This window comes from Collinsella intestinalis, assembly GCF_902364775.2.
GTDB lineage: Bacteria > Actinomycetota > Coriobacteriia > Coriobacteriales > Coriobacteriaceae > Collinsella.
The window spans coordinates 77,216-90,583 of record NZ_CABJEU020000001.1 but is presented as its reverse complement, the minus strand read 5'-3'; the positions used below and the strand labels follow the sequence as shown (position 1 = coordinate 90,583).

Below are 13,368 nucleotides of genomic sequence, written 5' to 3'. Positions count from 1 at the left end.
AGACAAATCGCATGTTGGAACGCGGCTACTCGCCGTGAGCCTCTTCCCAGCTACGGTCCTCGGCCTTGTCGGCAACGCAGTGACCGGTGATGGGCTCGGGTTTGCTGAGGTTGCGCGGCACATAGCCCTCGATGAACTTCTCGCGGCCGAAGCTCTCCGGAATCGCAACCGGGTACTCGCCGGTGAAGCACGCGGTGCAGTAGCCGCCCTTGGGAACGCACTCGAGCAGCGCATCCACGGACAGGAACGCGAGCGTGTCGGCGCCGATGAACTCGCAAACCTCCTCGACGGATTTGGTCGCAGAAATGAGCTGGCTCTGCTCGCCGGTGTCCACGCCGTAGAAGCACGGCCAGATATCCTCCGGGCAGTTGATGCGGATGTGAATCTCCTTGGCGCCGGCCTGACGCAGCATTCGCACGAGCTGGACCATGGTGGTGCCGCGCACGATGGAGTCGTCCACGACCACGATGCGCTTGCCCTCGATCACATCCTTGAGCGGGTTGAGCTTGAGGCGCACGCCCATGGCGCGCAGCTCCTGCGTGGGCTCGATGAAGGTACGGGCCACATAGCGGTTCTTGATGAGGCCGGTACCGTAGGGGATACCGCTCTCAAAGGCGTAACCCTCGGCCGAAGGCAGACCGGAGTCGGGCGTGCCGATGACCATGTCGGCCTCGACCGGGCACTCGAGTGCCAGCTTGCGGCCCATGTCGTAACGGCAGGCGTAGATGGACTTGCCGTCCACGATGGAGTCGGGACGAGCGAAGTAGACCTGCTCGAAGATGCAGTGCGCGCTCTTCTCGGCGGCGGGCACGCCCTGCTCGGACACGAGGCCCTCGGCGCTGATGCGCAGGATCTCGCCGGGGCGGATATCGCGCACATACTCGGCGCCGATGATGTCGAGCGCGCAGGTTTCGGAGGCAACGACCCAACCGGCGGTGGAGGCCACGACCGCGTCGCCCACGAGGTCCTCGGCGGAGGCGGCGTCGCTGGGCATGGCGGAAGCTGCCGCGGCGGCGTCGGCGGCGGCCACGCCCTCGTCGTTGGTCAAGCGGCCGAGCACGAGCGGACGGACGCCGTGCGGATCGCGGAAGGCGTACAGCGCCTCCTCGTTGATGAGTGCCATGGCGTAACCACCGCGGATGAGCTCCATCGTCTTGCGAATGCCCTCGCGCAGATGATGCGTCTCCTGGGTGAAGTAGCCGATGAGCTTGACGGCGACCTCGGAATCGGAGTTCGAGTTGAAGGGCACGCCGAGCTCGATCAGCTGGCGGCGCAGCTCATCGGTGTTCACCAGGGTGCCGTTGTGCGCGAGGGCCACGATGACCTCGCCGATGGTGGAAAGGTGGGGCTGGGACTCCTCCCAGCTCTTGGCGCCGGCGGTGCCGTAACGCACATGGCCGACGGCCAGCTGGCCCTGCAGGGCGTTGATGTCGGCGTTGGAGAACACACGGCTCACCAGGCCGAGGTCCTTGCGGACCATGACCGTGCCGCCGTCGCCCACGGCGATGCCGGCAGACTCCTGGCCACGATGCTGCAGCGCGCGCAGGCCGAAGTAGGTCAGGCGAGCGACGTCGCGATCGGGCGCCCAAACGCCGAACACGCCGCACTCGTCATGCGGGTGGTCGGTGTCGGAATCGAACGCGGTGAATTCGGACAGATCGGCGTCAAAAGACATGCGAGTTCCCCTCTTGGTTGCCATGCACGGCCATACGGTGGAAATTATACGCGCGCAACGTGCGTACCAAATGCACACGCTGAATCGACACGGCTTTGCAATGAAACGCACCCCGGTCTCAACTCGGAGACCTCAATTCAGAGACAGTCCCCAAATTGAGGCCCCAGCGCACCGTGCCGCCGCGAGCAACTTCAAATAGGGCCTCTCCCCAAATCGAGGCTTGGCTGGGCATGGCGGAGTGGTGAAGAGGGCGCGCTTTCGGCGCAAAGCCGTGCACACAAGGCAGACGTTGACCATACAATTGCGTTATCGAACCCGCTATTCAACGAGGTGTTCATGGACGAGCAGACATCCCAGCCGCGCCCCGTCATCGGAGGGACGCGCAAGCACATGGGGGTCGCCACGAGCGACCCGACCTACCTGCCGCCCGTGGATAACCCCAACGCACCCGCATCGGACCGCAAGGCGCGCGTCCCCGTGCGCAAGGTTTCGTACGGCAGCGGGGGCTCCGCCCAAAACGGCATCCCCTCGAGCCAATCGCCCTCGCGCATCCCGGTCACCAGCCCAACGCTGCAGGTCCGCACGCACGAAGGTGGCGGCAATATTTCCCCGAGGCGCAACTACATCTCAACGCCCAAAAAAGGACGCGCCATCTTCACTTCCCGCCAGGACCGTCAACGTAGGCGAATCAAGATCGCCCTCGGAATCATGATCGTTGCCGCAATCGCCCTCGCCCTGTTCTGGTTCTTCGTCCTGCGCTAAGAGATTCGACCATCGCCCATGACCGACATCATGCCCTACATCTATGCCGACAACGCGGCCACCACGCCGCTCTCGCCTCGCGCGCTCGAGGCCATGACGCCCTATCTCACCCACTCGTTCGGCAACCCGAGCGGAATCCACCGCATGGCGCGCGAAGCTGCCGTCGCGCTCGGGGAGGCGCGTGGCACCATGGCCCGCCTCCTTGGCGCCGAGCATGCCGACGAGATTTACTTCACCAGCGGCGGCTCGGAATCCGACAACTGGATCCTGCGCGGAGCCGCACGCCGTTTCCGCGACGCATATGGCGACCGCGCCGTCCCCCACATCGTGACCAGCGCAATCGAGCACCACGCCATCCTGCACTGCTGCCAGGACCTTGAGGCCGAAGGCGTTCGCGTCACATATCTGTCGGTCGACGCGCAAGGCCGCGTTCACCCCTCCGAGCTTGAACGCGCACTTGCAGAGCATGACGCACGCGAGGCGGGAGCCGGCACGAACGCCCCTGCGGCACTCGTTTCAATCATGCTCGCCAACAACGAGGTCGGTACCATCGAACCCGTTCGCAAGCTCGCCGCCATCGCCCACGCGCACGGCGCGCCCTTCCACACCGACGCGGTGCAGGCCGTGGGCCACATCCCCGTCGATGTGCGCGAACTCGACGTCGACGCGCTCTCGCTCTCCGGCCACAAGTTTCATGGGCCGCGCGGCATTGGCGCCCTATACCTGCGCGAAGGCTTTTCCATCCCGCCGCTCATCGCCGGCGGCGCCCAGGAGCGCGGTGAGCGGGCGGGCACCGAGAACCTCGCCGGCATCGTTGGCATGGCAGCGGCACTCGAGGAGGCGTGCGAGCACCTCACGGCCGACATGACACGCATTTCCACCTTGCGCGACGCGCTCATCGGCCATCTCGTGGAGCACGTCGACGGCATCCGGCTCACCGGCGCGCCCATCCCCGCGGGCCTCGACGACCGCCTTCCTTCAATTGCATCCTTCACGTGCGACGACGTCGACGGCGAACTGCTTGTGGTCTTGCTTGACCGAGCAGGCGTTGCGGCCGCCACGGGCTCGGCCTGCTCAACCGGCTCCACCGAACCATCGCACGTCCTCACCGCCATGGGCATCCCCGCCCCAACGGCACGCGGCGCCCTGCGCCTTTCCCTTGCAAGCAACGTCACCGCCGAAGATATCGCCCTGCTCAGCGAGCGCGTTCCCACTTGCATCCGCAAGGCGCGCCTCATCAGCGGAATGCAGTAGGAGCCTCCGCGCCATCAGGCGACGCCATGCCATAAATCGACGCTTGCATAAGGCCATGTGCGCCTTTTCAAGCGATTCTTCCGCCGTTCGACCCCTCCTGGCACACGGGGAGAACACGCCCGTTTTTCGCACAAAAAAGCGGGTCGCCCGCAGATGCAGACGACCCGGCTTCAGTCCCGGCGGATGCGCAAAACGCACCCGTCCCCAATTACACACGGCTGCCTTGCTCCGTGGACCTCAATTTAGGGACAGTCCCTAAATTGAGGCTGGAACGCTAGGACAGCAGCTTGCGGCCATCCTCCTCGATGGCGTCGATGAGCGCATCGGCGGCAGCCGCGTCCTCGCCCTTGGCAAAGATGTACAGCTTGATCTTGGGCTCGGTGCCGGAAGGACGCACGATGGCCTTGTTCCCACCCTCAAGATCGAACTCGATAACGTCGGCCTTGGGCAGACCGTTCACGCATGTGGCGTAATCCACCACGGCCTCGACCTTGGCGCCGGCGATCTCGGCAGGGGCCTCGGCGCGCAGGCCGGCCATGATGCCGGCCATCTTGGCGGCACCATCGGCGCCGGGGTAGCTCAGCGAGACGGTCTTGTTGTGATAGAAGCCGTGCTTCTCGTACAGGGCGCGCATGGCCTGGACCAGGTTCTTGCCCTGCAGCTTGTAGTACTGAGCCATCTGGCAGATGAGCATGGAGGCGTTGACGGCGTCCTTGTCGCGCACATGGTCGCCGGAGAGGTAGCCGTAGCTCTCCTCAAAGCCAAAGATGAAGCGGTCGACCTCGCCGGCGTCGGACAGACCGGTGATGATATCGCCGATGTACTTGAAGCCCGTGAGGCAGCGACGCAGCTCGAACCCGTACTCCTCGGCCAGGGCATCCACCATGGCGGAGGACACGATGGTGGTGACGGCAACCTTGTTGGACAGGTCCTCCCCGCGCTCGGCGCGCATCTTGCAGATGTAGTCGAGCAGCAGAACGCCCATCTCGTTACCGGTCAGCAGCGTGTAATCGTCGCCGTCGGCGCAGGCAACGCCCACGCGGTCGGCATCCGGGTCGGTCGCGAGCAGCAGGTCGGGCTTGACCTCCTGGCACAGGTCGATGCCCTTCTGCATGGCCTCGCGGATCTCGGGGTTGGGATACGGGCAGGTCGGGAAGTCGCCATCCGGGTCGCGCTGCTCGGGAACCACGGTGATGTCGGTCACGCCCACCTTGTTGAGGACGGTGGTGACCGGGATCAAACCGGTGCCGTTGAGCGGGGTGTAGACGAGCTTGAGCGGAGCGTTGGCGATCTGCTCGTCGGTGAGGTTGTTCACCGACTTATCGGCCACGGCGTCGTAATAGGCGTCGAGGACCTCGTCGCCGATCCACTTGACCAGGCCCTGCTCCACAGCCTCATCGAAATCCATGGTCTTGACGTCGTGGAACGGGTCGCAGGCGTTCATGGCCGCGGAGATGGCATCGGCCGCCTCGCTCGTGATCTGGCAGCCATCCGGGCCGTATGCCTTGTAGCCGTTATAAGCAGCCGGATTGTGGCTCGCGGTCATGCAGATACCGCCGGAGCACTCGAGGTAGCGCGTGGCCCACGAGAGCGTAGGCACGGGGGAGATCTTGGGATACACGTACGAAGTCACGCCGTTGGCAGCCAGGATCGCCGCAGTGGTCTTGACGAACAGCTCGCCGTTGTTGCGGCTGTCGCGCGCGATGGCCACGGTGGGGTTCTCGAAGTTCTTCACCAGGTAATCGGCGAAGCCCTGCGTAGCGCGACCGACGGTGTAGATGTTCATGCGGTTGGTACCGGCGCCGAGCGTACCGCGCAGACCGGCGGTGCCGAACGCGAGCTCCTGGAAGAACGCGTCGGTGATCGCCTCCTCGTCGCCCGCCTCCTTCATGGCCTTGAGCTCCGCAAGGAGCTCCTCATCTTTCACATTCTCGATCCAGACGGAGAGAAGCTCGTGCACATCTGCCATGGTGAAACCCTTCCCGATGTTGGTTACGGTGCGGGAGCGCCGCCAGCGCACGAGCGCCCCGCACCTGCATAATACGCCCTCGAGCGGCCTTCGCGACCAAATTCCCGTCTCAACTCAGGATTATTCGGCGAGGGGTCAGAAAGTCTCAATTGGGAACAGGCACCAATTGCAACACTTCGCCCATCGATCCGCCGGCGTCCAGCACCGCCAGCGGCCCCACGCCCGCACACAGGCACAATTTGTGTCTGTCCCCAATTGCGCAATCGCACACGCCGCAACCAGTGCTACCCTGTACCCGTACGCTGGTCCATAAGTCCGCGGAAAGGAAACCGAATCATGACCAAGCTTTATCAGCGCGAAGGCGCGTACATCCCGCGCGTCGCGGCCGTCCACGACATGTGCGGCTACGGCAAATGCTCCCTCGGCGTGGCAATCCCCGTCCTCAGCGCCGCCGGCGTGGACGTCTGCCCCGTCCCCACGGCCCTCTTCAGCGCCCACACCAAATTCCCCGTCTTCCACATGCACGACACCACTTGCATGCTCGAGGCTTACCTCGACGCTTGGCGTGAGGAGAACGTCGATCTCGACGGCGTCTATTCCGGCTTCCTCGGTTCGGCCGAACAGGTCGCCGTCATCCAGCGCCTCTATCGCGAATACCCGAGCGCCCTCCGCATCGTCGACCCCGTCATGGGCGACGGCGGTGTGAAGTATCCCACCTACACCGACGAGCTGTGCGAGGCCATGGCGGCCCTCGTCGACGGCGCCGACGTGCTCACCCCCAATCTCACCGAGGCCTCCATCCTCACCGGCATCCCCTACGAGGGCCAGGACGTCTCCGTCGAATTCGTCCAGAAGAACGCCAGCGCCCTGCTCGACATGGGCGCCAAGACGGTCGTCATCAAGGGCATCGTCCACGGCGATGAGCCCATCATCCGCAACTATCTCGCCAGCGCCACCGAAGGTGACCAGGTCGAGGAAATCTCCAGCGAGCTGCTCCCCTACATGTTGCACGGCACGGGCGACCTGTTCGCCAGCGCCCTCACCGCCGCGATCTACACCGGCCGCACCACGCGCGAAGCGGTTGATTTTGCCGGCGAACTCGTGCGCGACGCCATGCGCATCACCCGTGAGCAGCCTGATTTCGAGATGCGCGGCGTATCCTTCGAGCCCACGCTCGGCAAGGTTGCCGCACTGCTGGCGTAAGCCACGCGGGACGCACGGCCTTCCCATTTCCCCGAACGTAAAAAGGGCATCGACCTTGAGTCGATGCCCTTTCTCATAATCTGCGCGGCAGCCCGGCTATTCAAAGAACAGCGCGGCCTCCTCTTCACGCAAGCGCAGGTCTTCGTCGATCTCGGCCTGCGTGGCGCCCGGGTCCTCGGCCAGCGAGCTTACCGAGTTCACCTGCTTTTGAATCGCCTCGGCCAGATCGTCATCCATGCCGATGATCTTGAGCTCCCAATCGATGTTGGACGGCGTGGCGGACTGCGTCTTGGTCCACACGAAGGTGAGCATCGCTCGACGGGCACCGCGCGCCGGCAAGAAGCCGAACAGGCTATCGTGCTGGAACGCGCCGCTGTCGTCCACAAGGGCGTACACGTTGTAGACCACTCGATTGATCTTCTCGTTGAGCAGGGCGTTCGTCGCCAAAGCCGAGGCCTGGATCTGCGAGTTGGACAGAAGCTCGAGCTCGTTGCGCGAATCGGCATCAACCACGGAAACCTCGATCGTCCCCGTCTTCTCGCTCGCCTCGTTCACCGTGAACTCGCGCGGGAACTGCGTGAAACCGTTGCCCCACTCCACACCGGAGTCCATCGCGTGCGACACCGTCTCGGCGTTCGCGCGGTCGGACAGGTTGGCGGTGTTGAGGCGGCGACTCACCCCGTAGACGATCTGCATGCCGAGAACGAACACGAACACGCCCATGATCACCAGCACGGCCGTGCGAGAGATGGTCTTGCTCACCTGCGAGCCCGAAGGGTCGTCATCGGAAAGCGGGTCGATCGCAGCGCGCTGCGCCTCTTTCTTCGCCGCCCTCTTCTTCGCCCTGCGACTGCCAAAGATGCCGCGAGAGGATTGTTCGCACCCGGGGGCATCGTCGGGATCGAGCACGCCCGATGCGTCGAGCTCGGCGAACAGGTCGCGCGCCTCTTCCGGTGTCATTTCGTGCTTTTTGCCCATCGCCTACCTCACGTCACGCGCTCGCGCGCCTTCGAACTGCATTCGATAGTACCGAGCATACGTGCCGCCACGAGCGAGAAGCTCCTCATGGGTGCCGCGCTCCACAACGCGACCACGCTCCACCGTCGCGATCTCATCCGCGTTTTTGATGGTCGAGAGCCTGTGGGCGATGATGATCGTGGTGCGATCGGCGGCGAGGCGCTCGAGCGATTCCTGCACCGCCTCCTCGCTCTCGTTGTCCAGAGCCGAGGTGGCCTCGTCCAGGATCAAGATCGCCGGATCCTTGAGGAAGACGCGGGCGATTGCCACGCGCTGCTTTTGTCCACCGGACAGGCGGCTGCCGCGCTCGCCCACCACGGTGTCGTAGCCTTCGGGCAAGCTCGCGATGAAGTCGTGGATGTTCGCCTTGCGGGCGGCGTCTTCGATCTCGGCGTTCGTAGCCCCCGGACGGCCGTAGGCGATGTTGTCGCGCAAGGTACCGTCGAACAGGTAAACATCCTGCTGCACCAGACCGATCGCGCTGCGCAGGCTGTGCTGCGTGACATCGCGCACATCCTGACCGTCGATGGTGATCGAGCCGCTCGCAATATCGTAGAAGCGCGGGAGCAGCGCGCAGGTCGTCGACTTGCCGCCACCGGAGGGACCCACCAGTGCGATCGTCTCACCGGGTTTGATGGAGAGGTTCATATGGTCGATCACCGGATGCACCTCGGCACCCGCCTCGGCCGCCTCGCCCTGCTCGTAAGAAAAGCACACGTCGCGATACTCGATCGCGCCCTCCGTCACTTCGAGCGCGCGTGCGCCGGGCTTGTCCTGAACGTCGGGCGCAGTGGCAAGCACCTCGTCCATGCGGCGGAATCCCGCAATGGCCTTTTGGAACATCTCCGTTGAGTTCACAAGCGTCTCGATGGGCCCGGTGAACAGGCTGATGTACAGGGCGAACGTGGCCATATCGACGGCCGTCATCTGACCTTGCGCCACCAGGTACCCGCCGAAGAGCACGATAGTGATGTAGTGCATCGCCGTCATGACGGCGCTGGTCGCCTGATAGCTACCCATCACCTTGTACTGCGCGACCTTCGAATCGAGGTATCGGTCGTTCGCCACGCGGAACTTCGCACGCTCGGTCTCCTCGTTCGCGAAGGACTTCACCACGCGCATGCCCGCCAGGGAGTCCTGAAGCTGCGAATTCACCTCGGAGATCTTGGCGCGGTTATCGGCAAACACGCTGCGCATGTGCAGGTTCTGGCGAACCATGAGCGCCACGAACACAACCGTGACCAGCGTGAGAGCGCCCGCGAGCTCAGGCGAGATGGTGAAGAGGATGGCCAGGGCGCCGATGATCTTGATGCCGCAGATGATAATCCACTCGGGCAGGTGATGCGCGCCCTCGCAGATGTCGAAGAGGTCGTTGACCACGCGACTCATCATGTCGCCCGAGTTATGGGCGTCGAAGTAGGCGAAGCTAAAGCGCTCGTACTGGTCGAACAGGTCCTCGCGCATGCGCGACTCCATACGCGCGCCCATGATGTGCCCCTGTGCGGAGACGAAATAAATGCATGCCGTACGGACGATATACAGTCCCACGAGCCCGAGCCCCAGGAACAGAAGACCGTCCATGATGGCCGCCGCGCCCTCGGTGAACAACCCACCCGTCAGCGCGCGCAGGATAATCGGAAACGCCAGGTCGATCCCCGCATACGTCAACGCGCAGACCGTGTCGGCGATAAACAGCCCCTTCTCGGGCCCGTAATACGAAATGAAGCGTTTGAACATAGGCATCTTTCCTGCAACAGAATTCATTTGCGAGCATATCGGCTCATGTGAGGTAGGCCCCGAGAGGGGTCAAGGGTTTGGGCGATTCCGCGGGAACGAGGACCAGCCCAAACCCTCGACCCCTCTCGGGGCCGGCGGGACGAATTAGAGCCTATGCGAGATCGCATCGCAGGCAAGCGCGCCCACAACGGTCTTGGCGTCCTCGATTTTGCCGTCGAGCACCGCATCAATCAGCTCTGCCAGCGGCACCAGATCCACATTCACGAACTCATCGTCATCGGGATTCGCGCCGCTGAAGGTGAGACCCGTTGCCATGTAGATATGGATGACCTCGTCGCAAAAACCGGGAGTCGTGGCGATGGTGGTGAGGTACTGGATGCGGCCGGCGGAGAACCCGGTCTCCTCGAGCAGCTCGCGCTTGGCGCAATCGAGCGGATCCTCGCCCGGATCGAGCTTGCCCGCGGGAATTTCCACGGTCACGCGGTCGATCGCGGTGCGGTACTGACGCACAAGGACGATCTTGCCCGTCTCCGTCAGCGCGACCACGGCGGCAGCACCGGGGTGGCGCACCAGGTCGCGGCCCGTCACGCGGCCGTTCGGCAGCTCGACCTGCGCGCTGCGTACATCGAGGAACTTGCCGTGCCATGCCTGCTCTTCCGAGATGATGCGCTCGTGGAGCCCGGCGTCGCGCGGGTCGTCGTCACCCAAGATGAGCGTCTTCTCGGCCTCCTCGACTGGCTGCTCCCCCTCGATGACCTCGGCCTCCCCCACGGGTCGCCCGTTCTCGATGACCTCGGCCTCGAATTCCTCGTTATCCATGGCTCTCTCCCTGCCCGCGCATACATGCGCTTTGAAATATGGGGTAGGAACGTCAAAAAACCCGCTGGAAAATCCAAGCGCCTTTCGACATTCCTACCCTCTAAACCAGCATTCGCACAGTCCCCGGCTTCGGCGCGTGAAACCTTTGCGCGGGCGCGGCGCAATCGCGTTTTATGCGTCCCAAGCGTCGCGGCCGCGAAGGGCGCGCAGGCCGATATCGCGGCGAAGGGTCTTGCCCTCAAAGGCGATCTTCTCGCAGGCGGCATACGCCAGGTCGCGGGCAGCCTCGAAGGTCTCGCCGAGCGCGGTCACGTCGAGCACGCGGCCGCCGGAGGTGACAAGCTCGCCATCCTCGTTCACGGCGGTGCCGGCGTGGTACACGGTCACGTTCTCCATGGCCGCGGCATCCTCGATACCGGTGATGACCTTGCCCTTCTCGTACGAACCCGGGTAACCGGCGCTCGTGAGGACCACGGACACGGCCCACTCGTCGCACCACTCGAGCTCGACCTCGTCCAGGCGCTGCTCGGCGCAGGCGAGCATGACCTCGACCAGGTCGCTCTTGAGGCGAGGCATCAGCACCTCGGTCTCGGGGTCGCCAAAGCGGGCGTTGTACTCGATGACCTTGGGGCCCTCAGGCGTGAGCATGAAGCCGCCGTACAGGCAGCCGCGGAAATCGATGCCCTCGCGATTGGCGGCGGCGATGGTCTCGTCCAGGATGCGGCACATCTCTGCGTGCTCCTCGTCTGTGACGATCGGCACGGGGCTGTACACGCCCATGCCACCCGTGTTGGGACCGAGGTCGCCCTCGAGGGCGCGCTTGTGGTCCTGAGAGGTCGCCATGGGACGGACGGTCTTGCCGTCCGTGAAGGCGAGCAGCGTGCACTCGGGACCGGTCAGCATCTCCTCGATGACGACGGTGCTGCCCGCAGCGCCAAACGCACCGTCAAAGCACTCGTGCACGGCCTGCAGGGCCTCGTCGAGAGTAAGGGCCACCACAACGCCCTTGCCGGCGGCCAGGCCATCGGCCTTCACAACCACGGGGGCACCCTGCTCGCGAACGTAAGCGAGGGCGGACTCCTCGTCGGTGAAGGAACCGTAGGCGGCGGTGGGAATGCCAGCGCGGGCCATGAGCTCCTTGGAGAAGCGCTTGGAACCCTCGAGCTGCGCACCCGCGGCACCCGGGCCAAAGCAGGCGATACCGGCCTCGCGCACGGCGTCGGCCACGCCCTTCACGAGCGGGGCCTCGGGGCCGATCACAACCAGGCCGCAACCGGTCTCACGGGCAAAATCCGCAACCGCAGACGGATCCTCGGCGTCGAGGGCGACGTTCTCGCCCAACTCGAGCGTGCCGCCGTTGCCCGGGGCGATGTAGAGCGTGCCGCAGCGCGGGGACTCGGCGAGCTTGGCAGCCAGGGCGTGCTCGCGACCGCCGCTACCCAGCAGCAGGATGTCGATGGTGTTCTCGGTTGCGCTCATGCGTCCTCCTCTAGAGCAAGGCGCCGCCCAACCGGACGGCGCGCTGACTTGGCTGAATTACTTATTCCAGTCGCGAACGATCGTCTGCTCGCGGTCAGGGCCCACGGCCACGAAGCTCACCTTGCAGCCCGCCAGGTTTTCCACGTAGGTCACGTAGTCCTGGGCGGCCTGGGGCAGCTCCTCGAACGTGCGGCACCCAGTGATGTCGCACTTCCAGCCGGGCAGCTCCTCGTACACGGGCACCGCATGGGCGAACGCCGCGGTGTGCTCGGGCACGCTGGTGTAGCGCACGCCGTCGCAGTCGTAGGCGACGCACACCTTGATGGTGTCGAACTCGGAAAGCACGTCGAGCTTGGTGAGCGCGATGTCGGTCAGGCCGTTCACGCGGGTGGCGTAGCGGGCGATCACGCCGTCGAACCAACCGCAACGGCGACGACGGCCGGTGGTCACGCCGTACTCGTGGCCGACCTCGGTGAGGGTGCGGCCCTCGTCGCTCGTCTCATAGTCGAGCTCGGTCGGCATGGGGCCGGAGCCCACGCGCGTGATGTAGGCCTTCATGATGCCCAGCACACGATCGATGTTCTTCATGCCCACGCCGGAACCGGTCACGGCGCCGCCGGCAGTGCAGTTGGAAGAGGTCACGAACGGGTAGGTGCCATGGTCGATGTCGAGCAGTGTCGCCTGGGCGCCCTCGAACAGGATCTCCTTGCCCTCCTCCACGAGGTTGTTGAGCAAAAGGCCCGTCTCGCAGATATAGGGGCGCAGGCGCTCGGCCATGGGCAGATAGGTCTCGCAGATCTGGTCCACGGTGTAAGCAGGCATATCGAAGATGCGCTCGAGCTGCGGGTTCACGCGGGCGAGGGCGATCTCGAGCTTCTCGCGGAAGGTTGCCTCATCCATGAGGTCCTGCATGCGGATGCCGATGCGGGCCATCTTGTCCTGATAGCAAGGGCCGATGCCGCGCTTGGTGGTGCCGATGTTGTTCTTGCCGAGCAGCTCCTCGTACGCGCCGTCGAGATCGACGTGGTAAGGCATGATCACATGGGCGTTGCCGGAGACCTTGAGGTTGGCGGTGGAGATGCCGTCGCCCTCGAACATGTCGATCTCCTCGAGCAGGACAGCGGGATTGACCACGCAGCCGTTGCCGATCACCGACACGCAGTCGGGGTACATGATGCCCGAGGGGACCTGGTGCAGGCCGTACTTCTTATCGCCCACCACGATGGTATGCCCGGCGTTGTTACCGCCCTGGTAGCGGACGACGCAGTCGAACTCGGGTGCGATCAGGTCGCAGATTTTGCCCTTGCCCTCGTCGCCCCACTGGGTACCCACCAACACTGTTGACGGCATGGCCACTCCTCAATTCAATCGCCCGGGCACATCGACCCGGACAGGTCTTCGAACATATCGGACGAGCGTCCGACCGCGGGGTCAAACGACCCAGCCCTCACAT

Annotated in this window: 10 protein-coding genes; 3 read left to right on the top strand and 7 right to left on the bottom strand. The window is 64.4% G+C overall.

Going from position 1 to position 13,368, the window contains the following annotated elements:
* Positions 1 to 25: 25 nt before the first annotated feature.
* Positions 26 to 1,675, bottom strand: coding sequence for an amidophosphoribosyltransferase (locus FY258_RS00385; protein ID WP_118102358.1), 1,650 nt, complete (start codon positions 1,673 to 1,675; stop codon positions 26 to 28).
* 336 nt (positions 1,676 to 2,011) lie between these two features.
* Between FY258_RS00385 and FY258_RS00380 the strand changes: the two genes are divergently transcribed.
* Positions 2,012 to 2,437: a hypothetical protein gene (locus FY258_RS00380; protein ID WP_259324374.1), complete on the top strand. Its 426-nt coding sequence runs from the start codon at positions 2,012 to 2,014 to the stop codon at positions 2,435 to 2,437.
* Positions 2,438 to 2,455: 18 nt separating this feature from the next.
* Positions 2,456 to 3,691, top strand: a complete 1,236-nt coding sequence (locus FY258_RS00375; protein WP_220396002.1) for a cysteine desulfurase family protein — start codon at positions 2,456 to 2,458, stop codon at positions 3,689 to 3,691.
* A 274-nt stretch (positions 3,692 to 3,965) separates the two neighbouring features.
* Here the strand turns inward: FY258_RS00375 and FY258_RS00370 are convergent, their stop codons facing one another.
* Entirely contained in the window at positions 3,966 to 5,660 is a 1,695-nt protein-coding gene (locus FY258_RS00370; protein WP_118102357.1) for a phospho-sugar mutase, read from the bottom strand.
* A 336-nt stretch (positions 5,661 to 5,996) separates the two neighbouring features.
* On the opposite strand from FY258_RS00370, the gene FY258_RS00365 reads away from it, so the two are divergent.
* Positions 5,997 to 6,863, top strand: coding sequence for a PfkB family carbohydrate kinase (locus FY258_RS00365; protein WP_118102356.1), 867 nt, complete (start codon positions 5,997 to 5,999; stop codon positions 6,861 to 6,863).
* A gap of 96 nt (positions 6,864 to 6,959) precedes the next feature.
* Here the strand turns inward: FY258_RS00365 and FY258_RS00360 are convergent, their stop codons facing one another.
* From FY258_RS00360 to FY258_RS00340, 5 genes are all read right to left on the bottom strand, one after another.
* A complete protein-coding gene (locus FY258_RS00360; protein ID WP_259324373.1) occupies positions 6,960 to 7,823 on the bottom strand; it encodes a hypothetical protein in 864 nt (287 codons plus the stop codon).
* A 21-nt stretch (positions 7,824 to 7,844) separates the two neighbouring features.
* Entirely contained in the window at positions 7,845 to 9,617 is a 1,773-nt protein-coding gene (locus FY258_RS00355) for an ABC transporter ATP-binding protein (RefSeq protein WP_118102354.1), read from the bottom strand.
* A 144-nt stretch (positions 9,618 to 9,761) separates the two neighbouring features.
* The gene (locus tag FY258_RS00350) at positions 9,762 to 10,436 is read right to left on the bottom strand and encodes an NUDIX domain-containing protein (protein ID WP_118102353.1); all 675 of its coding nucleotides are present in this window, start codon (positions 10,434 to 10,436) and stop codon (positions 9,762 to 9,764) included.
* A gap of 171 nt (positions 10,437 to 10,607) precedes the next feature.
* Positions 10,608 to 11,915, bottom strand: a complete 1,308-nt coding sequence (gene purD / locus FY258_RS00345; RefSeq protein WP_118102352.1) for a phosphoribosylamine--glycine ligase — start codon at positions 11,913 to 11,915, stop codon at positions 10,608 to 10,610.
* Between the two features lie 57 nt (positions 11,916 to 11,972).
* Positions 11,973 to 13,265, bottom strand: coding sequence for an adenylosuccinate synthase (locus tag FY258_RS00340; protein ID WP_118102351.1), 1,293 nt, complete (start codon positions 13,263 to 13,265; stop codon positions 11,973 to 11,975).
* Between the last annotated feature and the right edge of the window lie 103 nt (positions 13,266 to 13,368).